Source organism: Acinetobacter beijerinckii CIP 110307 (assembly GCF_000369005.1).
GTDB classification, from domain to species: Bacteria; Pseudomonadota; Gammaproteobacteria; order Pseudomonadales; family Moraxellaceae; genus Acinetobacter; species Acinetobacter beijerinckii.
On the sequence record NZ_KB849765.1, the window covers coordinates 1,324,418 to 1,349,058 of the forward strand.

The following is a 24,641-nucleotide window of genomic DNA, read 5'->3' on the forward strand; positions in this document are numbered from 1 at the left end:
TGATAGGGATGGCTGCACGAATTATTCAGATCCATGTTCAGGCATTGACGCAGCTGCTTGAAAAACATAAAACTGATTTTGCTGATTTACGCAGTTTTAACCATTATAAAAAACAGCAGATAAAAGACCATCGCAATCAACTGCTAGCGAAGGAGCTAGGTTGTTCGATAGCTGATTTATTTTTTGAAAAACATGATCATGGTAAGCCTTTTTTAAGTTCGCATAGATTGCATTTTAACCATACTCATAGTCAGCAATATTATGCCTTGGCGATGAGTGAGCGGGTCAAAGATATTGGGATTGATGTGGAAGAACTCGATCGCAAAGTACGCTTTGATGCGTTGGCAAAACATGCATTTCATGCCGAAGAATATGATGTGTGGATGCAACAAGATCAAGACACTGAATATTGGTTTCGCGTTTGGACTACAAAAGAGGCGGTTTTAAAGGCATCAGGTTTAGGGATTCGTTTGGACTTGAATAGTTTGAACACGCAGGTTCATTCTTCAAATCATGGTGGTATGTGTTCTCATCCTTTGATCGGGACTTTTGCTTATCAAAACTTTATTTTAAATCAGAAGATAGTCCTGACTTTAGCATGGCGGGCAGAGCAATCTTGTCGTGGTTTTCAATTTCCTCAGATTCAGTTAATTCAGTACTAGAAATAGATGATATTGAAACATGATGATCTCCCTTTGAAAATGGAGATTTAAAAATATACGATAATGTATGAAAAAAATTATGTTTTTCATTTTTTAAAATTATATTTTTATGTAGAGTTTTAATGGCCTAAAATCTATATCAAAATATATGTTCAAAAATAAATTTTATTAATACTCTTTGTTTATAATACCATTAAATAAAATCTAGAAAGATCCATAATGAATTGTGAATTTGAATTAAACAACATTGCAAAGAACCAACTGATTCAGTTATTAGATTATGTATCTCATCAAGCTGAGGATACTCAAAAAATTCAATATGAAATGAGTGGTAATAGATTTTATTCTCATGATCTAGAAAAACTTCGTGGCTTAAAAATTCTGAATGATGACGATTGGTGGTTCCAAATTGAACGATTACAGCTTCAATCGATGCCGAAGCCATCTGAAATACTCTCTTCCTACATTCATGTTGATGCCGAAAAAGAACCCAGTGTTCATTTTTCTAGTTTAAATAAGATTGTATCTTTCAAAAAAGTTCATCAATTCCGCTTGCCCTACAGTAGCGTGGCATGTGATTTGATTACTAAAATTGCCATACTTCAGAAGCTGTTCAAAGAATTCGAAAGCTATCAAAATATTTGGGAAGATTGGAAACAAAATAACGATGAGATTAAAAAATCTATTGTTGTTTACGACAAATTATTCTCATGGAATACAGCGGTTAATTTAGGTGGAACAGGTGATGGTGATGAGATCGTTGCAGGCTTTGGTTTAGTTGACTGGGTACTTCCAACGACTCAAAAATCTTATTCATATCCTCTCATTACTATCCCATTAGAAATGGAGATAGAAAAAAATGGATTAATACGTGTAGGTGCCAAAGATACACGTGCCAATATAGAAATGGATGCCATCTTATTAGAGGATGATCTGCCTACTTCAGGACAAGTAAAATTAGCTTTAAAAGAAAACTTAAATAATGGTCGCTCACTACAACTATTTGAAGGTGGAACTTACTCTGATCTAGTTGACGCATTTGTTGCGAATATTTTTTCAAGAGGAGTAATTGTTGAGGCAGAAAATAGGGCTATACCATCTAAAAATCTAGCGGTGACATTAACATCAGTATTGTTTAGTCGTCCTAAAAGAAATTCTATTTTAAGTGATGACATTGAGTTATTGAAAACTAGACTTAATGATCCTTCAGTGGCTATACCTGAACAACCTTTGTCGTTAGTGACAGAATTAAAAAGCGATATTAATCAAAAAGAGACTTATAGTTTTAGAGGGCGTTCTGGTACTGAAGGATTCGGATCAAAAGTTGAAGAGCTTTATTTCCCGCTGCCTTATAACAAAGAACAAATTACTATTGTCCAGAATCTGCTAACCAGCAGTGGTGTAGTGGTGCAAGGTCCACCAGGTACAGGTAAAACACATAGTATTGCCAATATTATCTGTCATTATTTGGCGAATGGTAAAAAAGTACTGGTAACTGCACAGCAGTCACATGTCCTTAAAACAGTACATGAAAAGATTCCTGATGAATTAAAGCCTTTAGTAGTCAGTCGCATTGGTTCAAGCAAAGAAAGTAAAAATCAGCTTGAATCTTCAATCGATTTGATTGTGCAAAAAATTACCCAGATGAATGTTGCAGAAGTTCGAAAAACGATCGAATTTCTAAAACAACAAATAGATCATAACCATCATGAAATGGCTTTGATTGATCGAGAAATATATAACTTTGCAGAAAAGCATTATCAGAATATTGAGGTAGATGGTAATAAAAAATTACCTATGGATATCGTGAAAACGGTATTAGAAAGTAGGGCATCTTACGAATGGTTTACCGACCAATTAACTTTGGAGGAAAAAGACCAGTTTCCTTTTTCCCAGATCGAGTTGATTCAATTGAGAGACTCAAGAAAGAAAATCGGTACAGATTTAACATACATAAATTATGGCCCTTTGCCAGCTCTTGAAAAGCTGTTAGATTCGACCAGTCTGAAGAAATTAAGTGAGTTCTTAAAAGAAAAAGATGAGATTGAGGAATTCTTAAATCAAAATGACCAAAATAATTTCAAGGAAACTATTTCTGAATCTGAAATTAATGAGCTAAGAGATTGGTTAAAGATTTATCTAGAAGATCTAAACCTTGTTCTTGATCATGCAGAACCATGGTTATTGAGCTATTTCAAAAAGATAAATTCAGAAGATAAGGCTATGGAGCTGGATATCTATAGCAACCTTATTCAAGAAGTTCAACCTTTATTGGAATACAGAAAAACACTACTAATTGATCCCATAGAGCTGAATTTTGGGATACAACCAAACTCTAAAGAATATCAAGCTGTTCAACGTGCTGTTGATACAGGTAAGCCATTTAATTGGTATCATTTTGGTACTGCTGAGTTACAAGACCTATTTAAGTCAATTAAAGTTTCTGGAAAATATCCTGATACATCAGATGAATGGAAAAGACTTAAAGAATATCTTGATAGAAGGCAGACTCTTAATGTCTTTATGAGCAAATGGAATAGTATTGCCGCACAATTAGACATTCCTTTAATTGAGTTAAATAATCGTAATATCGATGAAATATTAAAAGAGTTTACGCAGCTCATCAGTAGAACCCAAAAATGCCTAGATTTAAAAAATAAATATTTGGATCTATTTAATGCGAATTATCTAAAAGTTTTTAAGAGAGCTAAATCTTTTGATTTCTACGGATTACCTAAAAATATTGATGGCTTAATTCAATTGTTAGGGCAGAAGTTAAAAATATTTAATTTAGAAGTCTATCAACAACAACTTGCTGATCAAATCCTTTATTTATCAGAGTTTGGTAATAAAATATCAAATCAGTTACAAAAAATTGTATCTCAGATTGATTCCGATTCATTACATGAAAGTGAACTTGGAGAGTATGCTGATCTATTAAAAAAATTATCACATTTAAAAGATCTAACTGAAGATTTTGAAAGGGTTAAATCCGCCAGTATTAGATTGAGCAAAACAAATGCTTTGCTTCTTAGTAAAGACATTCTTGAAATTCCGTACGCTGAAGAAATTGAGGATCCTATATTACGTAATACATTGCTAGAGGCTTGGGAATGGAAACGTCTTGAGATTTTTGTAATGGCCATCAGTAATACAAGTCAAATTGAAAATTTGTATGAGCGCCGTCGTATTCACGAGAAGAATCTATCTCAAAATTATGCTCAATTGGCAGCAAACAAGACATGGCTGGCATTAAAGGAAAATGCCTCAGATAAAATTTTAGTTGCATTACAGCGTTATAAAATTGCTGTACAACACTATGGAAAAGGGACAGGTAAGAATGCTCCACGTTATAGAAAAGATGCTCAAGTAGCCCTTAAAGAGGCAACAGCAGCTATTCCTTGCTGGGTCATGTCACATCTTCAGGTATCTGAATCTATGCCTGCGGAATTAGGTCTCTTTGACTTAGTGATTGTGGATGAAGCATCACAATCATCAATTGACGTATTACCTGTTTTAATGCGTGCTAAAAAGTTATTAGTTGTTGGGGATAATAAACAAGTTTCACCAAGTAATGTCGGCCTAGCAAGCGCTCAAATTGATGTATTAAGGAATCGTTATCTACATGGTCAGCCACATGCTGCATATTTAACACCAGATATGTCTTTATACGATATGGCTTCTTCTATCTATGAGTCAAGCGTGATGCTTTTAGAGCATTTCCGCTGTCATCCTGCAATCATTAGTTATAGTAATAAAAACTTTTATGGTAACCGTATTAAGCCAATGCGACTATCGAAGAAGTCTGAGCAGTTAAGCCCAGCTTTAGTCGCAATTTATACACCGCAGGGGTATAGGGAATCTAAAAACAGCAAACATATTAATCGAATAGAAGCGAAAGCAATTATTGAGGAAATGAAGCTACTTCTTAAAGATGAACGATATGCAAATAGATCAATTGGCGTGATCTCTTTGTTAGGTCCAGCACAGGCTGAGTTCATTCAATCAGAAGCTTTGAATGAATTTGGTGCAGGGACTCTTACTCAGGTTCAATTTGCTTGTGGCGATGCTTCAGCATTTCAGGGTGCAGAAAGAGATATTATTTTCTTATCTATGGTAGCAGATCCTGAGAATTGTCATGCTTTGAGTCGATCCGATCATGAACAGCGATTTAACGTGGCTGCAAGCCGTGCTCGTGAACGTATGTATCTTGTCCACTCCGTGAGTCGTGATCATATATCTCCAAAAGATCTAAGGCTGAATTTACTCAATCATTTTTATGATTTGCAAGAAGATCAAAAAGCGTCATTTGAAGCAAAATCAGCGTTATGTGAATCAGAGTTTGAAAAATCTGTATTCACGGTATTACATGAAATGGGATACACAGTTACTCCACAAGTTAAGGTTGGAAGCTATCGAATTGATTTAGTCGTTGAGTCTGATGGTGATCAGCGTTTAGCTGTTGAATGTGATGGTGATAGCTATCATGGGCCAGAACAATGGCATGATGACATGACTCGTCAACGTGCTTTAGAACGTGCAGGATGGACATTCTGGAGATGCTTTGCATCAAGCTGGGAAATTGAACGATTTAACATGATTCAATCATTACAATCAAAATTAAATTCTATGGGAATTAAAGCTACACATGGTATGAGTAGTTTAGTTAATGATGTTGAACATAAAGAATGGTTAGATAATGATATGTCAGAAATTATTATTGATGCTAGTCAACAATTGTCATTAATGTGAAGGTAGTTCAAGCTATCGCAAGATATTTTTTATTGAACCATTCCATATAAAAAAGCCAGCATTTTGCTGGCTTTTAATTTGGATCAGAAGAATCGAGTGTAATTAAGGAATCTCGTCTTCTTCAAATTCAGGTTTAACTTGAACAATAAAATCTTGACGATTCAAACCACGCCATAATGCATAAGCTGTACCAATATAAATTGAAGAGTAAGTCCCAACAAATATACCGACAAACATTGCCACAGAGAACCAATGTAAACCATCGCCACCAAGGAACATCATGGCAAGGACTACGAGTAACAATGTCATCGAGGTATGAATGGTTCGACGTAAAGTTTCTGTCAGTGCAATATCGACGATTTCTGTTGGTGTTGCGCCGCGAATTTTACGGAAGTTTTCGCGGATACGATCTGATACAACGATATTATCGTTGAGCGAGAAACCAATAACCGCAAGAACTGCTGCTAAAACAGTTAAATCGAACGACCATTGAAACAGCGCGAAGACACCAAAAATGATGATAATGTCATGAAATAATGACAGAACAGCACCAATTGCCAGTTTAAATTCAAATCGAATGGTGACGTAGATCAACATAAGAATCAATGCAAGCGCAACAGCACCTGCTGAACGAACATAGAGCTCATTGCCTACTGCACCACCTACAGCATCGACCTTATGGACTTCAGCTGTGTTGTTTGGTAATTGCACTGCTTTAGTTATGCTATCACTGAGATCTTCAACATTCAGATCATCTTGTACTGGCATACGCACGATCAGGTCAGTATTACTTCCTAATGTTTGTACCACAGCATCTTTAAAACCAGCACTATCTAAAGCTTTTACAACTTGAGCTGGTTGAACTGCTTGTTTGTAGTTCAATTCAGCAGATATACCGCCTGTAAAGTCCAAACCGAGATTTAGACCTTTAGTGACGATAAAGAAAATACTCGCAATTGTAATCAGAATCGAGAAAATTGCCGCAGGTTTTGCAATCTTCATGAATGGGATGATTTTTAGATCATCAGGACGACCGTATTGCTTTGAGTCTTGTTGAGTCAGATCAGTCATGTGAATCTCCTTAAATGCTCAACTTAGTCAAATTACGGCGTTTGCCATAAATGAGCTGTACGATTGCACGTGTTACTGTGATTGCGGTAAACATCGAACAAACAATACCAATCATCAATGTCACAGCGAAGCCTTTGATCGGGCCTGTACCAATTGCGAATAAAATAAATGCAACGAGGAATGTGGTTAAGTTTGAGTCTAAAATCGTGTTATAGGCTCGATCATAACCCGCCACAATCGCCTGTTTCGGCGAGGCACCCCAGAGCATTTCTTCTCGTATTCGCTCACAGATCAGAACGTTGGCATCGACTGCCATACCGATGGTGATCACGATACCTGCAATACCAGGTAGGGTGAGGGAAGCACCTAACCAAGACATCACTGTCAAAATCATCGCAAGGTTAAATACCAAGGCAAAGTTGGCGATTAAACCAAATAAGCGGAAGAATACGATCATCCAAATAGCAACGAGTAAGAAACCAATTTGGGTAGATAACACCCCTTTATCAATATTTTCTTGACCAAGACTTGGACCAACGACACGCTCTTCAACAAAGTACATTGGCGCAGCCAATGCACCAGCACGTAGCATTAATGCAAGTTCAGCAGCTTCTTGAGGTGAGTCAAGACCCGTGATACGGAATTGTGAACCAAGTACAGCCTGAATAGTTGCTGCATTGATGACTACCGATTCTGTATAAGGTGTACGAACCTCAGTTTGTGCACCTGTATTTGGATCGGCAACGTAAGAGATTTTTTGTTTATTTTCAATAAACAATACCGCCATACGCTTGCCTACAGCACCACGCGTCGCATCAGCCATCAGCTTGCCACCAGCGGTATCTAAAGTAATATTTACTTCTGCACCACCCGAATCTTGGCTGAAACCTGAGCTTGCATTTTGAACACGTTCACCCGTTAAAATACGGTTGCGGTTGAGGAGTAATTGACGACCGCTATCCAAAGATTCGTAAGCAAAAACTTCAGTACCAGGCGGAAGTGGTTGACCATTATATTTACCCGTATATGGGTCAATATATTGATCATTGCTATCAGCAACTAAACGGAACTCTAAGTTCGCAGTACGACCTAATACACGTTTTGCTTCAGCTGTATCTTGGACACCAGGTAATTCAACTACAATACGATTGCTACCTTGGGTTTGTACTAATGCTTCAGCTACACCCAACTCGTTAATACGATTACGTAAAGTAGTTAAGTTTTGATTGACAGCATAAGACTGAATTTCTTGACGACGAGCATCGGTATAATTCAATCGAAGTGTTGCACCTGAAGAGGTAGCAATAGATTGTTGGGTAAACTCATTGCCATTGCGACGTAAGAAATCAGCTGCAGCATCACGATCAGTGTTGTCTGCAAATTGAACCGTAATTGTATTATTACTGAGCGCAAGATTATTAAATTTGATTTTGTTATCGCGAAATTGACGACGCAAGTCAGTTGCAGATGTTTCCATACGCTGACTAATTGCTTTATCCATGTCGACTTCAAGCAGGAAATGTACACCGCCACGTAAGTCCAAACCGAGTTTCATCGGTTTAGCCCCAATTTTTTGCAGCCATTCAGGTGTCGTTGGTGCAAGATTGAGGGCAACCACGTAATTATCACCTAAATCACGGCGTAGAACTTCTTTTGCTTTTAATTGAGCTTCTGATGAGTCTAAGCGTAATAAAGCCGCATTGTTGGTGAAACTATTATCATGACTGCTAATATTGGCAGCTTTTAAAATCTGCTCAGCTTTTTGCACTATGGTTTGATCAATTTGAGTGCCTGCTTTTGCACCAGAAATTTGGACAGCAGGCTCATCTGGATACAGACTTGGAAGTGCATATAACGTACTGATCACAAACACAACAAGGATCAGTAAATATTTCCATGCAGGGTAACGCATTCGCTTTCTTCTTAAATGAAAAAGTCGTGCTGAGGCACGACTGTTTTATGATTAAAGGTTATTCAGTGTGCCTTCAGGTAAAACTGAAATAACACTTGCACGTTGGATTTTTACTTCTACACCACGACTGAGTTCTACAACCGCAAAGTCACCCTCAAGTTTGATGATTCGTCCCATTAAACCACCCGCAAATACGATTTCACTACCAACACCTAAGCTTTCAATTAAAGAGCGATGTTCTTTGGCACGTTTTGCTTGAGGTCTCCAGATCAAGAAATAAAAGATTGCAATAAATACAGCAATCATCAATAAGTTAGCCATTAGGCTAGGGCCTTGTGTAGCTGCTGGAGCTGCGTGAGCAGTAGAAATTAAAAAGCTCATTTCGATTTCCTAAAGTTAAAAAAGCCAAAAAAATAACAATAAATTCCAATTCGTTTTGCAATGTACCTTGTCTTGCGTTTAGGCGCAAATCTTGATGCATTTACTTATAAATTAATCTTCAGGGCAGGGTGGAACTTCTAATCCACGACGAGCATAAAAGTCCTGAACATATTCATCAAAAGTTCCATTATCCAATGCATCACGCATACCCTGAGTGAGGCGTTGGTAGTAACGTAAGTTATGAATTGTTCCAAGCATGGACGCTAACATCTCACCACACTTCTCTAAATGATATAAATAGGCACGACTGAAGTTTTTACAAGTGTAGCAATCACAATGCGGGTCTAAAGGACCTTGATCATGGCGATAACGACTATTACGAATTCTGACTAGACCATCAGTAACAAAATAATGACCATTACGCGCATTACGTGTAGGCATCACGCAGTCGAACATATCAACACCACGACGAACCGCTTCCACGATATCTTCTGGTTTACCTACGCCCATGAGGTAGCGCGGTTTATCTGCTGGCATTTTATTAGGTAAATAATCAAGCACCTTGATCATTTCCTCTTTTGGCTCACCTACTGATAAACCACCAATGGCATACCCATCAAAACCTACTTCGAGTAAGCCAGTAAGTGACTCATCACGAAGGTCTTCGTACATACCACCTTGAATAATGCCAAATAATGCATTCTTATTCTTCAGCCCATCGTGGTGGTGGGTTTTACAACGTTTCGCCCAACGTAAAGAAAGTTGCAATGATTTTTGCGCTTCTTCATGTGTCGCAGGGTATGGTGTACATTCATCAAAAATCATGACGATATCTGAATTGAGTACATGTTGAATCTCCATTGAAATTTCAGGAGATAAAAACACTTTTGAACCATCAATCGGAGAGCGGAAAGTCACACCTTCTTCTTTAATTTTACGCATTGCGCCTAAACTAAAGACTTGGAAACCACCTGAGTCGGTTAAAATAGGCTTATCCCAACGGATAAACTCATGCAAACCACCATGCTCTTTAATCACTTCCAAGCCTGGACGTAGATACAGATGGAAAGTATTTCCTAAGATAATTTGTGCCTGAATTTCTTCAATATCACGAGGGAGCATGCCTTTAACCGTACCATAAGTACCCACTGGCATAAACACAGGGGTTTCAACCACACCGTGTTCTAAAGTAAGTCGACCACGACGGGCGCGCCCCGACTGGCCTAATTTTTCAAATTTCATGTAATAACCTGAGCAAGATCGAAGTGCTACTTTGATTGCAGCGCAAGGAGGCGAAAAAACAGTTCGCTGATCGAAAGCAGCTATTTTCCCCGATTATGGTCTGTAGTTCTACTACTAAATGTAGCGATAGATAAAATAGATTTAATTTAATAAATTTTGAATGATATTTGTTTGAATATTGAGAAGTAAATTCTTATTTACGTTAATAAGGTTTTTGCATTTTGTAATGCGAAATTTGTGAGGAAATTTGCTATCGAGATGGCGGCATGGATGCCGCCGCGTTAGACTGCGGTAGCATGGATGTACCGTCAGTCTAACAAATGGTTTTGGTTACTTTTGCCAAAACAAAAGTAACTCCAACCGAAGGTTTTTTTGCTGAAATAGGTGAGATAACTGAAAGATGCTAAGATAATAATATGTATAACTACCGCGCTAAAAATTCGGTTTATAGTCAAAGTTTTCAGTGGCGAGATTATCTTTAAACGGGCGAATGGTTTTCTTCGATAAGGTCAGTGTATTGATCAAGTTATTTGGAAATACTTCAATTTGATTATTAAATAATTCCACATTACGGTTAAAGATGGTAATTGCAGCACCAACATTTTCGTTTTGTTCCTGAATATCATCCATCATTTTGCTATATAGCGTATCCGCTTTAAGCTCAGGATAATTTTCAACTACAACATTTAAACTACGGATCAGTTCCTTACTCATTTTCTCAATGTGTTGTAACTGAGAAATATCAGCATCATTCACATTTAGATTAAGAATTTGCTGACGTAGTTCAGTTACTTTCTCTAATGTTGATTTTTCAAATTGAGTATATTGCGCCAATGTCGCTTCTAATGCTTCGAGTGTTTTCACTTTTTGGCGTTCAAAGTTAGCTACATCAGACCATGCGCGTTTAGTCGCATTGAAATAACGGACAATATTGTTACGTGTCATAATCCCCCAAACGATGATTACAACAAAAATCCCCAAGAAAATCATTAAGCCTGTCATCTTGACTCCCCTTGTTTTTATTCGCCCACAGCATCCTCTTGATTGAAGAGTATGGTAAGAAATTTATTGAATTAAATTCAGCATGAGTTGTTGAAATTTTTGATATTGAGGCATATTCATGGTTCTTAAATGTCCACGTAATGCAGAAATATCATTAATTTCACTACGCTTACTGGCGGTTTGGAAAAGATTTTGTTCGCCAACGTAACACAAGATTTGCTCTTCATGATGATAAATTAAATCACCTGTAAAATGTTCAAAAAAATCATGTAATTTTAAGGTCATACTAGGACCGACTTCTTTTGCGAGTTGGTGTTGGTTGATGCCAAAAATATTTAGTTTTTGATTAATTAAGATATCACTGCTTTGCCAAGAACTGCTATAAGGTTGAAAAAATCGAGAGCGTTGGTTGCTCACTGCAATACCCAATGCGGGCATCTGAAAAATAAAAGCTCCCCATAAATCTTTATGGATTTCTTTGACGATTTTTTTATCGCTATTCTGATCCTGAATAATCGGCATTTCACTGACATAGTGATATTGAAATAATAAGACTTGATGATCAGTTGTTCCATCATTCCATGTGGTCGATGCAAATTGAGTAATGTCGTTGGATTCAGTTCCACGATTAAACAAAGGGAAGTGTTGTTTTAACTTACTGATGACCAAAAGTGGTTGTGCTTGGATGGGTAAATATGCAGGTAATTGTTGAAACTGTAAGCCATAACGCAATATGGTCATTCGCTGTTCTAAAAAAGAAATCACTTGAGTTAGAGGGGTTTTCGGTTCGTAAAGTAAATAGGCTAAAAAACCTGTTAAAAATCCTCCGAGTAAACTCCAGATATATTGAATATGTGGATGCAGAAAATATCCAAATACCAATGTTCCAACACTAATAACTCCTAATAAGTAGGGAAGCACATTAAAAAATTGTAGACTATGATCGTCACGCCACGGATGTAAAGCATCTAGCAAGGCTTGATCACTATGTGACTTTTGTCCTGCTTCCCACAGCCGAGCAATATTACGAAAAACCTGTGCATTTTTTTTACGTCTGATATGAAGCACTTGTTGTACAGTGTCAATTGGCATGGAAATAATCGTTTCATTATAATGAGTTGGTCTTATTTGAATTATGCGTTAAATTTAATAAACGAAGAAGTCTATAATCTGATTCTAGTTATCTTTTTATTATGAATAATTATTTTTATCAAAGGTTTGTGATAGGTGGGAATAGGCTAAATTGTGATTTAGCCTATTGAACAACTTTAAGCTTCAAGCTTATCAATAAGCATTGCATCACCATAACTAAAGAAACGATAACGTTGTTCTACTGCATGGGTATATGCAGCCAAAATGTTGTCTCGATTAGATAGCGCTGAAACCAACATCAGTAAGGTCGATTCAGGTAAATGGAAGTTGGTAATCAAACGATCCACAATACAGAATTGATAACCTGGATAAATGAAAATTTGAGTATCACCTGTCCACGCTGCAGTTTCACCTTGATTAGCTTGAGCTGCACTTTCTAAAGCACGTGTTGCGGTTGTACCAACGGCAATCACTTTATTACCACGTGCTTTGGTTTCCAAAATTAGGTCAATGGTTGTTTGTGGAACATCACACCATTCACTGTGCATAATGTGGTTACTAATATCCGTGGTGCGAACAGGCATGAAGGTGCCTGCACCCACATGTAATGTTACGAAGGTTTTCTTTACACCTTTAGCTGCTAGTTTTTCTAATAAATCTTGGTCGAAATGTAGACTTGCGGTTGGCGCAGCGACACTGGCAATTTTTTCAGGATCATGGAAAACCGTTTGATAACGTTCTGTATCAATTTCTTCAGCTTCTCGATTGAAATAAGGTGGAATCGGGAGCTGACCGTATTGATCGAGCACAGACAGAATAGGTTGCGAAAATTTCACCACAAATAAATTTTCATGACGACCCTGTACAGTTACGGGGATTGAGTCTTCACCTACATATAATTCTGCACCTGCTTTAGGTGAGTTGCTTGATTTGATGTGGCAATGTGCAATGTGACTATCCAACATACGCTCAACTAAAACTTCGATAGCACCGCCTGTAGCCCGTTTACCTTTTAATCTTGCTTTCATGACCTTGGTATCGTTTAAAACAAGCAAGTCGCCATCTTCAAGTAAATTTAGAATATCGGTGAAAGCATGATCGTGATACTGACCTTGAGCATCTATATGCAGTAGTCGTGATGCACTGCGGCTTTCTAGAGGATAGCGAGCTATAAGTTCATCTGGGAGATCAAATGAAAAGTCGGAGAGTTGCATACATCTAAAACATTGCAAAAAATTGGGCGTAGTATAATCTTTTTTGCATTTTCTCGCTGAGTTAGATGTTTATAAGATCGAAAAATATCTGAGTGATTTAAAAGTGAGCAATAAGTGATAGATGGGGTTTGACAATAAAATCAAACAGGTTATGATACGCAACACAAAGCATCGCACTCTTCCCGAGGTGGTGAAATTGGTAGACGCGGCGGACTCAAAATCCGCTGTCAGAGATGACGTGTCGGTTCGAGTCCGACCCTCGGGACCAAGATTCAAAGACCCCAAGCTGGTATTAAAGGCTTGGGGTTTTTTAATATCTAAACATATATAAATTAAAAAAATTTAATGAAACTTGTAGTTCGATTAATAAGGGGGAGAAATGTTAGATTTAATAATAAAAGCATTACCAATATTTTTAGCTGTTGTGCCGCTGTTTGTTTGGTTGGATAAAGCAAAAAGATTTACTCATCGTAGAAAATTCTATCTAGAGCGATTAATCGCTGTAACTGAGTATATCGATCATTATTATGGGCAAGATAAAGAAAAGATAGAAAAAGATTGTGCTGCGCAGGCATTAGTATGCTCTGAAAAGGTGAGCCATCTAGAGGTGGATTATGTTATTAAAGAGTATCCTCAAAGATTTTTTATGATGACCAATAAATTGATAGCTGCCCGTCATATGGTAGACACAACTTTTAATAATGGGGAGATAATTTTAACAGCAAATTCCTCAAAGCAGAGTTATAAAAAGAAAAGATGGATATTGGCTGGATGTTATTTTTTATCAATGATAATTATTCAGTCGAATAACTTGTTAGTCTTTTTGATGGATCAATTAGGATTGAAAGCATTTCAGGTTGATGCTTGGATTCTTTTAATGGGGACAGTAATTACACTTATTATTGGAATATTTGTAGCGGTTATTTCTGGGTTGTTATTTGTGAGTGTAGATGCATTAATTGAAATCTATGATGATTTAAGAGTTCAGCATGTTCCAAGGACTTAATGTATTCATTGCGATTTTACTCAAGTTTAAATTTGATGAAATTTCACGTTTTGTTGCGAATTGATAGAAACTAGAATTGCCTTTTATGTTAAAGTTTGTTAATAGTAGGTGATGGTTTTCACATTTTTTCTTAATAAAACCTACACAGTGATATAACGATAATATCCGAGAGGCGGGCATGGCTATTCAATTATTAGAATTACAGCAAGCCGAAAAGCTAAGTGCTTGTAAAATTTCTCTTTCTTTGGGGCTAACCGCAGAGCAAAACTTGCTTGAGCAGTTTTTACAGTTTAACCGTAAGCTCATGCAAGCAAGTACGGCATTGCTTGCCTTTCATCAAGAACCTTATGTTTGGCATCGTTGCCCTGAAAAGCTTCAAGCGATTGACTCTTCAAAAATTATTAAAAGTTTAAATACCTTATTTGTAAATGATGATTTGATTGATAGCCAACATACTCAGTACCAAACATTATTGGCTTTTCTCAACCCATTAAAACGAAAAGTTCAAACCGCAGTTGCATTTCATCTTAGACATCCGGATCAAACTTCATTGGGTTATATCATTTTATTTGATGAAGTGGCTCAAGAGTTTAGTGAATTACAAAAGCAATTGCTAAAAGATCATTGCATTAGTTTTATGCAGCAACTTGAATTAAAGTTTAGTCATGACGAGCTTAAAGAGTTATACGAACAAGAAGCAGCACTGAATTTCAGCAAAACCAAGTTTTTTTCGATTATTTCTCATGATTTACGTGCGCCATTCCATGGTTTATTAGGTTTTTCAGAAATCTTAGCGAAAGAACGTGACACTTTAGATGAGTCTAGCATTCAAAATATTGCAGATTATCTTTATGAAACATCACAGTCGACCTATAACTTATTAGAGAGCTTACTGAATTGGGCGATGGCAGAAGGTGGTCGTTTCGTTTATCACCCAATTAATTTTAAATTAAGACAAATTACCAATATTGTGACTGATATTTTAAAGTCATTGGCGATTAAGAAGAACATCCAACTGATTAATGAAGTAGACGAAAATTTAAAGATCTATGCCGATATGCATATGATTACCTCTTTGATCCAAAACCTTGTTTCTAATGCTTTAAAGTTTACCGATATTGATGGGTCTGGAAAGGTTTACATCGGAGCGAAAAGTGAGGGCGACTTTGTCGCAATAACGATTAAAGATTCAGGTCTAGGGATGACTGAAGAGCAGATACAAAATTTGTTCCAACCTCGGATTACTGCGAGTTTTAAGGGTACTGCTGGAGAAAAAGGTGCAGGCTTAGGTCTGACTTTATGTAAACGTTTTGTTGATTTGAATCAAGGGCAAATCAGTGTTAGTTCCCAAGAAGGAGATGGCACTACATTTAAAGTGCTGTTACCGGCTGAACGAGAACATGTCGATTTATGTACCGAACAGAATAAAACTATAGCGAAATTAGTCTAAAGAGATTTTAAAGATAAGCTTGTAACTGATATAACTATTTGAGATGACATACCATCAGTCGAGCCTTTTTATATGAATGTGGAACAGCTACAAAAAACCTTAGTTGCAAGCCAATATGCTGAACAAGTTTTAAATTTATACAAAACTGAATTAGAACAACAATATCTTGTAGATCAATTTACTGCCTCACTCTCAACTGATGCGATTTATCAACAGGTTCAGCAAGCTGTTGAAAATATCACTGACGAACAATCATGGATGAAAGCTTTACGTATCTTACGTGCTCAGTTAATGTTTCGTTGGATTTGGCAAGACGCCAATCAACTCACGAATGTAGTGACGCTGACACGTGAATTATCTGATTTCGCCGATGCCAGTATTTGTGCGGCTAAAGCCTTTGCATTACCCCCTTTATTAGCCAAACATGGTGAACCCATTGGTTATTCAGGTCAAATTCAAGATTTAATTGTGATTGGTATGGGTAAGCTCGGTGCTCAAGAGTTGAATCTTTCCAGTGATATTGACTTAATTTTTGCTTTTGATGAACAGGGCGAAACCAATGGTCGTAAATCTATTGATGTACAGCAGTTTTGTATTCTGTGGGGGCAAAAACTGATTTATCTGCTCGATCATATTACTGCGGATGGTTTTGTATTTCGCGTCGATATGCGCTTACGTCCGTGGGGTGACGGCTCTGCATTGGCGATTAGTCATAGTGGACTTGAAAAATATCTAAGTCAGCATGGGCGTGAATGGGAACGTTATGCATGGATTAAGGCACGCGTGATTACTGGTGGAGAAACAGGTGCAGACTTGCTCGACATGTCTCGTCCGTTTGTGTTCCGCCGATATGTAGATTATTCCGCTTTTGCTGCCATGCGTGAAATGAAAGCGATGATCGAACGTGAGGTCATGCGCCGTAATATCGAAGATGATATTAAATTAGGTGCGGGTGGTATTCGTGAAATCGAATTCATTGTGCAGGTATTCCAGTTGATTTATGGCGGATCAAAGCGAGAATTGCAAGATCGCCAATGTTTAATCAATTTACATCATTTGGGCGAAGCCGAATTATTAGATCAACAAGCGGTAATTGATCTTGAAGATGCCTATTTATTTTTAAGACGAGTCGAACACGCGATTCAAGCACTGAATGATCAGCAAACTCAATCCTTACCAACTGAGTCTGAACTGAGACAGCGTATGTTGGATACACTTGGGTTTGCGGATTGGCCTGCATTCTTGGAAGTGTTGAACCAAAAGCGAGATAAGGTCAAAGTTCAGTTTAAACAACTCATTCAGGAAACAGAGTTTTCTGAACCTGTGGATGATTTTGTTCTACTTGAGCAAAAACTCAATGCAGTGCTGGATGATAACGCCAAGAACCTGATTCAAAACTTTTGGCAAGGGCAGGCGTTACGTAAAATTCCTGCCAGTGCTTTAGAGCGGTTAAAGAAATTTTGGCCGCATTTAATTGAAGCTATTTTACAGTCGGATCAACCACAGGTTGCGCTATTAAGACTGATGCCATTAATCGAGTCGGTACTACGCCGTACAGTGTATCTCGTGATGCTGATGGAAAGCCGAGGTGCTTTACAGCGGTTAGTCAAAATGGCGACTGTGAGCCCATGGATTTGTGAGGAATTAGCACAATATCCAGTGCTATTAGATGAATTTTTATCGATGGATTTTGGTTTACCACAACGTAAAGATCTCGAAGATTCTCTGCGTCAGCAATTACTGCGGATTGAGATTGATCAAGTTGAAGATCAGATGCGAGTGTTGCGTTTATTTAAAAAGAGCAATGTACTCACCGTTGCAGCCAGTGATGTATTGGCAGAAAGTCCTTTAATGAAAGTCTCTGATGCTCTAACAGATATTGCAGAAGTCAGTGTTCAAGCAACTTTGGGGTTAGCATATGAAGCGGTTGTGCAACGGCATGGTTATCCGTTAGGGATAGATGGAAGTCGTTGCAGTTTGGATGCCAAAGGCTTTGCAGTGATCGGTTATGGCAAGCTAGGTGGAATCGAATTAGGTTATGGCTCAGATCTTGATTTGGTATTTATTCACGCTTTTCAAGAACATAATGAAACGGATGGACGTAAAGGCATTAGTGGGGCAGAGTTTGCGATTCGCGTCGCGCAGAAGTTTATGTCGCTGATGACCACGCAGACTTTAGATGGACGTGTTTATGAAATTGATACACGCCTTCGACCATCTGGTGAAGCAGGGATGTTGGTCACCAGTTTAAAAGCCTATGAGCAATATCAACAAAAAAGTGCCTGGTTATGGGAACATCAAGCTCTTGTCCGTGCCCGATCAATTGCGGGTGATAAAAATTTATGTCAGTTGTTTGAGCAGATTCGTTGTCAAATCCTGACACAAGTCCGAGATGAAAACCATGTACGCGAAGAGGTGCTGAAAATGCGCCAAAAGATGAAAGATCATTTAGGATCATCTTCTGAGCAAAAAAAACATGGGATTTTTCATTTAAAACAGGACTCAGGTGGTATCGTTGATATCGAATTTATGGCACAGTATGCTGTGCTTGCATGGAGTGGGACGAATACAGATCTCGCCCATTTTTCCGACAATGTAAGAATTCTAGAAGATGCTGCTAAAGCAGGCTGCTTATCCAGTGAAGATGCCACAGCATTAATACACGCTTATCTCCGTGAACGAGCTGAGAGCCACCGTTTAGCGCTTGCAAATCAATCTATGCAAGTTAATGCTGCGGATTGGCACGATACCCGCGAGATCGTTTGCAAGTTATGGCAAAGATTAATTGATCCGACTGCGCAAGCGTTGGAAAGTGAATAAATGTGTAAAAAGAAAATGGAGTATATGCGATGAGTTTGGCTGATCGTGATGGTTTTATTTGGCAAGATGGAAAGTTAGTTGATTGGCGTGATGCAAAAATTCACGTCTTAACTCACACACTACACTACAGCATGGGTGTCTTTGAAGGCGTCAGAGCTTACGAAACCCCGAATGGTACAGCAATCTTCCGTTTGCAAGATCATACTAAGCGCTTATTAAATTCAGCAAAAATTTATCAAATGAATGTTCCATTTGATCAAGCGACATTAGAACAAGCTCAAATCGATGTGGTTCGTGAAAATAAATTAGCGTCTTGCTATTTACGTCCATTGATTTGGATTGGTTCTGAAAAACTCGGTATTGCAGCAACAGACAATACCATTCATGCCGCAGTTGCAGCATGGGGCTGGGGTGCGTACCTCGGCGAAGAAGCAATGGCACGTGGTATTCGTGTAAAAACCTCTTCATTTACCCATCACCATCCAAACGTGACTATGTGTAAAGCAAAAGCATGTGGTAACTACACCGTGTCGATCTTGGCACATCAAGAAGTTGCACGTTCAGGTTATGACGAAGCAATGCTACTTGATCCACAAGGCTTTGTTTGCCAAGGTGCAGGCGAGAACGTATTCCTAATCAAAGATGGTGTATTGCATACACCTGATTTGGCTGGTGGCGCATTAGAAGGAATTACTCGTCAAACAGTGATTACCATTGCTAAAGACTTGGGTTATGAAGTGGTTGAACGCCGTATCACCCGTGATGAATTCTACATTGCAGATGAAGCATTCTTTACCGGTACTGCTGCGGAAGTAACACCAATTCGTGAATATGATGACCGTGAAATCGGTTGTGGTTCACGTGGCCCGATTACCACTGTGATTCAAAAGACTTTCTTTGATGCAGTGCAAGGCCGTAACGACAAATACGCAGATTGGTTGACTTACGTAAAATAAGTTCACATCGTCTTAAAAGCGAAGCATATGCTTCGCTTTTTTTATTGCGCTGCTGTCAACAGATTGCAATTAAATCATCATCAATCTTTCATTTAACTCGACTACGGTGGTTTCTAAGAGCAATTAGAAAATAGAGTAACAATGAAAATTACTGTGGTTGGCGCAGGTTATGTTGGATTATCCAATGCTTTATTATTTTCAAAGCAACACGATGTTATTGTCCTAGATATTGATAAAACACGAGTAAAAAACATTAATCAAAAAGTATCGCCGATTAGTGATACTTGTATCCAAAACTATTTGTCAGAATCTCATATTGAAGCGACTTGCGATAAAGAACTTGCTTATCAACATGCAAAGCTGATTATTATTGCAACGCCTACAAACTATAATCCTGAAACGAATTACTTTGATACATCGAGCATCGAAGCTGTTATTGAAGATATTGTAAAAACCAATCCTAAAGCACTTATGCTTATCAAATCGACTGTTCCAGTAGGATATACAGCGGAAATTTCTAAGCGCTTAAAGCTAAAAAATTTAATTTTTTCACCTGAGTTTTTACGCGAAGGGCAAGCCTTACAAGATAACCTTTATCCTTCTAGAATTATCGTAGGTGAAAAGTCAAAACGGGCTGAAAAGATTGCCAAACTATATTTAAAAGCAACGGTGGGAAAAAAAGCAGTGTTACTGTGCGTCGATTCAACTGAAGCCGAAGCAATTAAACTATTTTCAAATACCTACTTAGCTATGCGTGTTGCCTTTTTTAATGAGTTAGATACTTATTGTCTTAAAAATAAATTAAGTGCTTTGGATATCGTTACAGGCGTTGCTTTGGATCAGCGTATTGGCGATCACTACAATAATCCTTCGTTTGGTTATGGCGGTTATTGTTTACCGAAAGATACCAAGCAATTATTAGCCAATTATCATGACACACCGCAAGAGTTGATATCGGCAATTATACGTTCTAATCAAACTCGCAAACATGCCATTATTGAAGATATTATGAGTCGTAAAGTCTCGGTGGTCGGCGTATATCGCCTCACAATGAAGGCAGATTCTGATAATTTTAGAGAGTCCGCCGTGCATGATGTTTTACAAGGACTGGCTGATCAGGGTATTCAAATTATTATTTATGAACCAACTTTAGACGTAAAAGAGTACTTGGGTCACCCAGTTGAGTCTAGCTTGCAAAAATTCAAATCTAAATCAGATTTAATTATCGTCAATCGAATGGTGCCCATGTTTAGTGATGTGATGGAAAAAATTTATACACGAGATTTATTTGGTGTGAATTGAACTAATTAGCATCGAATAAAAACAATAAGGGCGAGTGGTTTGACCAATTAATAGTAAAAAAAAATATGATCTATATGCTAAGATGACGATACATTCAGTGCATAGTTTTGATTGGTAGTTTGTTTTAAACTTTCAATCTAAACAATCCTATCTAAAGCATTTAAGGTCATCAGATGGTAGATACTCAACTAGATTCGGCAGCTCATGAAGACAATGTGATCTTGTGCATGAAGTGGGGAACTAAATATGGTGCCGAGTACGTAAACCGTTTGTATAACATGGTCAAACGTCATTTGACCTTGCCTTTTAAAATGGTCTGTTTAACAGATCGGACGGAAGGTATTGATCCTAATGTTCAATGTTTCCCAATTCCTTCACTTGATTTACCCGTAGGTAGTCCTGAACGTGGATGGAATAAACTCTCTACCTTTGAACCTGACCTATATGGCTTAAAAGGCAATGCTTTATTTCTCGATTTGGATGTGGTCATTATTGATAATATTGACTGTTTTTTCCAAGCGAAAGGCGAGTTTTTAGTCATTCATGATTGGAAACGCCCTTGGCGTATCACAGGGAATAGTTCGGTTTATCGTTTTAAGCTGGGTGCTTTTTCAGATATCTTGCCTTATTTCCGTGACAATTTTGATGAGATTCGTAAAAAATTCCGTAATGAACAAGAGTATTTATCTTGGTTTGTTCACAAAGAAGGTAAGTTAAGTTATTGGAATAAAGATTGGTGTAAAAGTTATAAATACCATTGCCTAAGAAAAGTGCCATTTGCTTATTTTCAGCCACCAGTAAAGCCTAAAGGCGCAAAAATTATTATTTTCCACGGTGAAATTAACCCACCTGACGCAGTTTCAGGTGGTGGCGGTAAGTGGTATCGTTATGTATTGCCATCAGATTGGATCAAAGAGTCTTGGCAGTAATAAAGACGACATCATTACAAGAGTTTGATTTATGAAAGATACTCATCCTATTGATATCGTAATTGCTTGGGTAGATGGAAATGACTCTAAGTTAAAAAATAAACGCCGTCAGTTCATGAATCAATCTGAATCTTCTAATGCCTTGCAAGACACTCGTTTTGCGAGTAATGATGAAATCTATTTTTGTATTGCCTCGATACTCAAGTTTGTCCCGTATTGTGGGAAAATTTATGTAGTCACTGATCAACAAACTCCACAATGGTTGGATCAGTTTGAGCAGCAGAATCTCTGTGAGAAAGGCAAAATTAGATTAGTCGATCACACAGAGTTGTTCAGAGGACACGAATTTGCATTGCCCACATTTAATTCTCTAAGTATTGAAACGATGCTTTGGAATATCCAAGGTATTTCAGATTATTTTATTTATTTAAATGATGATTTTTTCTTTAACCAACCTTCTGATCAACAAGATTTTTTAGTTGATGATCGCATGGTGATGTATGGGCATTGGGAAATTAATCTAGTAAAAAAAATCAAATATATTGTTAGAAAGTTTGTGCAAAATAAATTTGGAAAAGTTCCACAACCCTCATATACAATGGCGCAAATGTTAAGTGCAGATTGTCTAGGACTGTCTAAATATTTTGAGATTCACCATCGCCCACATATCTTGAGTCGGGTACTTTTATGCAATTATTTTGAAAAAAATATGCAACAATTGCAGAAGCAAATTGGCTTTAAATTTAGGAATATTGATCAGATTTTGCCTGTAGGTTTATCTAATCACCTAGCAATTAAAAAAGACCAAGCAATTCTCAAAAATGATGTAGAAATTGCGTATTTAAAAGATCATCGAGATTTAGAGTTTTTTATTGAGGCTTTATCTAATCCAGATGTGAAATTTGGTTGTATTCAAAGTTTAGATCAATTACAGCAGAGTGATGAACAGTCCATTCGTCTTGCGCTTGTTGATAAATTTAGAGATGTTTTACCTAGTCAAATCCAACCGATTAATGCAGGATAAGCGAAGGAAAATTAAATGAAAGTCGTTACTTATCTTATAAATCTTGACGGTAGTGATCAACGTTTAGCGAGTGCAACAGCGCAATTGCAGCACGCGAATTGGGAGTTTACTCGTTTTCCAGCTTATGATGGTCGAGGAAAAGCATTATCTGAGTTTCAAAATTATGACGATGCAGAAGCGCAGAGAGTTTTAGGGCGTAGTCTGATTAATTCAGAATTAGGTTGTTATCTGAGCCACTATGGCTGCGCTGAAAAATTTCTTGAAACAGATGCCGACTATTTGGTGGTGTTAGAGGATGATATTCAGGTTCTACCCAACTTTAAGCATAATCTTGATTCACTTCTCAATTATCTAGATCAGCATAAAGAACTGGATTGGTATGTGGTGAATATGGCGGCTAAAAAGAAAAAATTAGCAAAAGATATTGTTCAAATAGATCAATATCAATTGTGGCATGCTTATTATTTCCCGATTCGTGGGGTAGGACTACTTTGGTCTCGCAAAGGTGCAGAAGAGTTTGTAAAACTTGGCAAACAAATACATGTTCCTGTCGATATTTTCTTCCAAGGCTGGCTGAGTAAAAATGGCAAAGGCTTAGGCGTTTGGCAACCTTTCGTAAAACCAGCAGGGTTGGACAGTGATATCTTAGGTACTGTTGCAACGCAGGGGATTCAGCGTAAGGAGTTGGAAAATCGCGATTCATCTCATGGTCTCAAGAAACAGAAACGCATGTGGCGTGACCGTTTTTATGCTTTTAGGCATCTGTTCTTCTAATGAAAATGATTTGTGTAAATCATTGCTATGAAATGAAAAGCATAAATGATTGGGTTTTTGCTGAGTTCCCTTTATGAAAATATTTAAAAAAATATTCTATCTCTTAAAATTTTATACGATGTATTGGAGTAAAAAGAGAGGGGTTAATGAAGTAATAGACAATGAAGCAGATTTAATTGTTCTTAATCCGATTAAGCAAAACGCGGTAATTCCTAAAAAAATCTGGATGTATTGGGAGGGGGCACTTTCAGGCTTTGTTAAACAATGTATCGAGCAAGTGAAAAAGACCAATCCAGACTACGAAGTTTATTTTTTAACCCCAGATACAGTCAACGATTTCTGTGATATTGATTTTAGTCGCTTCTCTCAGGCGACACCGCAGCAAAAAGCCGATCTCATCCGTTTTGAGCTGATTTATCAACATGGTGGCATTTGGTTGGATGCTAGTACGATTGTTTATGAGAGCTTGGACTGGATTCAAACGTTAGTGGTGAAGAATCAAACCAACAGCTTTGCCTACTATCGTGCTAAAAATACGACAATTACAGAGTTTCCAGTAGTAGAAAATTGGTTACTGGCTAGTGCAGAGAAAAATATTTTCTTTAAAGAGTGGTTTAATGAACTGGCAAAAGCCATTGAAATGAGCCCTAAAGCTTATCTGCAGCAACTTAAAAAAACAGAGCAACAATATCAGGACTTATTTCAACAGATTGGTCGCTTGGAATATTTGGTTGCCTATGTGGCTTGTCAGAAGGTGATGCGTAATCATTTGCCAAGTATGAGTTTGATTAACTGTGACAAAAATGCCTTGTTTTTCCAAGTAAAACATCAATGGATCAAAGAAAAAGTATTGATTGATATGGCTGTTAATTATCCACCTGCGGAAATGCCAAGATTGATCAAACTTGCGGGTAAGGAAAGAAAAACGCTGAGTCATTATTATGAAAAAGGAATGTATCTGGAAGGTTCTCTACTCGATCTCTCTTAACTTTTAGACAACTCTGCTGCCGATATGAATTGGTGGTGAAGCTTATTCAAAAAGGTAGTAAAAT

18 protein-coding genes and 1 tRNA gene are annotated in these 24,641 nt (G+C 37.6%); 12 read left to right on the plus strand and 7 right to left on the minus strand.

Going from position 1 to position 24,641, the window contains the following annotated elements:
- Positions 1-8 precede the first annotated feature (8 nt).
- Both F933_RS11855 and F933_RS11860 read left to right on the plus strand, forming a co-directional pair.
- The gene (locus F933_RS11855) at positions 9-662 is read left to right on the plus strand and encodes a 4'-phosphopantetheinyl transferase family protein (RefSeq protein WP_005061435.1); all 654 of its coding nucleotides are present in this window, start codon (positions 9-11) and stop codon (positions 660-662) included.
- Between the two features lie 219 nt (positions 663-881).
- On the plus strand, positions 882-5,414 hold the full coding sequence (locus tag F933_RS11860) for an AAA domain-containing protein (RefSeq protein ID WP_005061437.1): 4,533 nt from the start codon (positions 882-884) through the stop codon (positions 5,412-5,414).
- A 102-nt stretch (positions 5,415-5,516) separates the two neighbouring features.
- Here F933_RS11860 and secF read toward each other — a convergent pair whose 3' ends face one another.
- The 7 genes from secF to queA all read right to left on the minus strand — a co-directional run bounded on the left by secF (position 5,517) and on the right by queA (position 13,328).
- Entirely contained in the window at positions 5,517-6,485 is a 969-nt protein-coding gene (secF, locus tag F933_RS11865) for a protein translocase subunit SecF (RefSeq protein WP_005061438.1), read from the minus strand.
- 10 nt (positions 6,486-6,495) lie between these two features.
- Positions 6,496-8,397: a protein translocase subunit SecD gene (gene secD, locus F933_RS11870; RefSeq protein ID WP_005061439.1), complete on the minus strand. Its 1,902-nt coding sequence runs from the start codon at positions 8,395-8,397 to the stop codon at positions 6,496-6,498.
- 51 nt (positions 8,398-8,448) lie between these two features.
- Positions 8,449-8,778: a preprotein translocase subunit YajC gene (yajC, locus tag F933_RS11875; RefSeq protein ID WP_005055987.1), complete on the minus strand. Its 330-nt coding sequence runs from the start codon at positions 8,776-8,778 to the stop codon at positions 8,449-8,451.
- A 111-nt stretch (positions 8,779-8,889) separates the two neighbouring features.
- On the minus strand, positions 8,890-10,020 hold the full coding sequence (gene tgt, locus F933_RS11880) for a tRNA guanosine(34) transglycosylase Tgt (RefSeq protein ID WP_005061440.1): 1,131 nt from the start codon (positions 10,018-10,020) through the stop codon (positions 8,890-8,892).
- Positions 10,021-10,452: 432 nt separating this feature from the next.
- Positions 10,453-11,022: a LemA family protein gene (locus tag F933_RS11885; protein WP_005055983.1), complete on the minus strand. Its 570-nt coding sequence runs from the start codon at positions 11,020-11,022 to the stop codon at positions 10,453-10,455.
- 63 nt (positions 11,023-11,085) lie between these two features.
- Positions 11,086-12,114, minus strand: coding sequence for a hypothetical protein (locus F933_RS11890; RefSeq protein WP_005061441.1), 1,029 nt, complete (start codon positions 12,112-12,114; stop codon positions 11,086-11,088).
- Between the two features lie 176 nt (positions 12,115-12,290).
- The gene (gene queA / locus F933_RS11895) at positions 12,291-13,328 is read right to left on the minus strand and encodes a tRNA preQ1(34) S-adenosylmethionine ribosyltransferase-isomerase QueA (protein ID WP_005061442.1); all 1,038 of its coding nucleotides are present in this window, start codon (positions 13,326-13,328) and stop codon (positions 12,291-12,293) included.
- Positions 13,329-13,509: 181 nt separating this feature from the next.
- Here queA and F933_RS11900 point away from each other — a divergent pair.
- The 10 genes from F933_RS11900 to F933_RS11945 all read left to right on the plus strand — a co-directional run bounded on the left by F933_RS11900 (position 13,510) and on the right by F933_RS11945 (position 24,577).
- A tRNA-Leu gene (locus F933_RS11900) sits at positions 13,510-13,596 on the plus strand.
- A gap of 111 nt (positions 13,597-13,707) precedes the next feature.
- Positions 13,708-14,334 carry a hypothetical protein gene (locus F933_RS11905; RefSeq protein WP_005061443.1) on the plus strand — a complete coding sequence of 209 codons (627 nt, stop codon included), beginning with the start codon at positions 13,708-13,710 and terminating at the stop codon, positions 14,332-14,334.
- Positions 14,335-14,512: 178 nt separating this feature from the next.
- On the plus strand, positions 14,513-15,784 hold the full coding sequence (locus F933_RS11910; RefSeq protein ID WP_005061444.1) for a sensor histidine kinase: 1,272 nt from the start codon (positions 14,513-14,515) through the stop codon (positions 15,782-15,784).
- A 72-nt stretch (positions 15,785-15,856) separates the two neighbouring features.
- Complete coding sequence (glnE, locus tag F933_RS11915) at positions 15,857-18,604, plus strand: bifunctional [glutamate--ammonia ligase]-adenylyl-L-tyrosine phosphorylase/[glutamate--ammonia-ligase] adenylyltransferase (protein ID WP_005061445.1); 2,748 nt, start codon at positions 15,857-15,859, stop codon at positions 18,602-18,604.
- Positions 18,605-18,633: 29 nt separating this feature from the next.
- The gene (locus tag F933_RS11920) at positions 18,634-19,560 is read left to right on the plus strand and encodes a branched-chain amino acid transaminase (protein ID WP_005061446.1); all 927 of its coding nucleotides are present in this window, start codon (positions 18,634-18,636) and stop codon (positions 19,558-19,560) included.
- Between the two features lie 141 nt (positions 19,561-19,701).
- A complete protein-coding gene (locus tag F933_RS11925) occupies positions 19,702-20,862 on the plus strand; it encodes a nucleotide sugar dehydrogenase (protein WP_005061447.1) in 1,161 nt (386 codons plus the stop codon).
- A gap of 173 nt (positions 20,863-21,035) precedes the next feature.
- Positions 21,036-21,791: a hypothetical protein gene (locus F933_RS11930; protein ID WP_005061448.1), complete on the plus strand. Its 756-nt coding sequence runs from the start codon at positions 21,036-21,038 to the stop codon at positions 21,789-21,791.
- Between the two features lie 31 nt (positions 21,792-21,822).
- Complete coding sequence (locus F933_RS11935; protein ID WP_005061449.1) at positions 21,823-22,815, plus strand: Stealth CR1 domain-containing protein; 993 nt, start codon at positions 21,823-21,825, stop codon at positions 22,813-22,815.
- A gap of 15 nt (positions 22,816-22,830) precedes the next feature.
- A complete protein-coding gene (locus F933_RS11940) occupies positions 22,831-23,589 on the plus strand; it encodes a glycosyltransferase family 25 protein (RefSeq protein WP_005061450.1) in 759 nt (252 codons plus the stop codon).
- Between the two features lie 73 nt (positions 23,590-23,662).
- Entirely contained in the window at positions 23,663-24,577 is a 915-nt protein-coding gene (locus F933_RS11945) for a glycosyltransferase family 32 protein (protein WP_005061451.1), read from the plus strand.
- Positions 24,578-24,641: the final 64 nt, after the last annotated feature.

Excerpts from the sequence above, each read along its gene's own strand:
- F933_RS11855 (WP_005061435.1), top strand. The coding sequence starts at position 9 with ATGGCTGCACGAATTATTCAGATCCATGTTCAGGCATTGACGCAGCTG.
- F933_RS11860 (WP_005061437.1), top strand. The coding sequence starts at position 882 with ATGAATTGTGAATTTGAATTAAACAACATTGCAAAGAACCAACTGATT.
- secF (WP_005061438.1), bottom strand. The coding sequence starts at position 6,485 with ATGACTGATCTGACTCAACAAGACTCAAAGCAATACGGTCGTCCTGAT.
- secD (WP_005061439.1), bottom strand. The coding sequence starts at position 8,397 with ATGCGTTACCCTGCATGGAAATATTTACTGATCCTTGTTGTGTTTGTG.
- yajC (WP_005055987.1), bottom strand. The coding sequence starts at position 8,778 with ATGAGCTTTTTAATTTCTACTGCTCACGCAGCTCCAGCAGCTACACAA.
- tgt (WP_005061440.1), bottom strand. The coding sequence starts at position 10,020 with ATGAAATTTGAAAAATTAGGCCAGTCGGGGCGCGCCCGTCGTGGTCGA.
- F933_RS11885 (WP_005055983.1), bottom strand. The coding sequence starts at position 11,022 with ATGACAGGCTTAATGATTTTCTTGGGGATTTTTGTTGTAATCATCGTT.
- F933_RS11890 (WP_005061441.1), bottom strand. The coding sequence starts at position 12,114 with ATGCCAATTGACACTGTACAACAAGTGCTTCATATCAGACGTAAAAAA.
- queA (WP_005061442.1), bottom strand. The coding sequence starts at position 13,328 with ATGCAACTCTCCGACTTTTCATTTGATCTCCCAGATGAACTTATAGCT.
- F933_RS11905 (WP_005061443.1), top strand. The coding sequence starts at position 13,708 with ATGTTAGATTTAATAATAAAAGCATTACCAATATTTTTAGCTGTTGTG.
- F933_RS11910 (WP_005061444.1), top strand. The coding sequence starts at position 14,513 with ATGGCTATTCAATTATTAGAATTACAGCAAGCCGAAAAGCTAAGTGCT.
- glnE (WP_005061445.1), top strand. The coding sequence starts at position 15,857 with ATGAATGTGGAACAGCTACAAAAAACCTTAGTTGCAAGCCAATATGCT.
- F933_RS11920 (WP_005061446.1), top strand. The coding sequence starts at position 18,634 with ATGAGTTTGGCTGATCGTGATGGTTTTATTTGGCAAGATGGAAAGTTA.
- F933_RS11925 (WP_005061447.1), top strand. The coding sequence starts at position 19,702 with ATGAAAATTACTGTGGTTGGCGCAGGTTATGTTGGATTATCCAATGCT.
- F933_RS11930 (WP_005061448.1), top strand. The coding sequence starts at position 21,036 with ATGGTAGATACTCAACTAGATTCGGCAGCTCATGAAGACAATGTGATC.
- F933_RS11935 (WP_005061449.1), top strand. The coding sequence starts at position 21,823 with ATGAAAGATACTCATCCTATTGATATCGTAATTGCTTGGGTAGATGGA.
- F933_RS11940 (WP_005061450.1), top strand. The coding sequence starts at position 22,831 with ATGAAAGTCGTTACTTATCTTATAAATCTTGACGGTAGTGATCAACGT.
- F933_RS11945 (WP_005061451.1), top strand. The coding sequence starts at position 23,663 with ATGAAAATATTTAAAAAAATATTCTATCTCTTAAAATTTTATACGATG.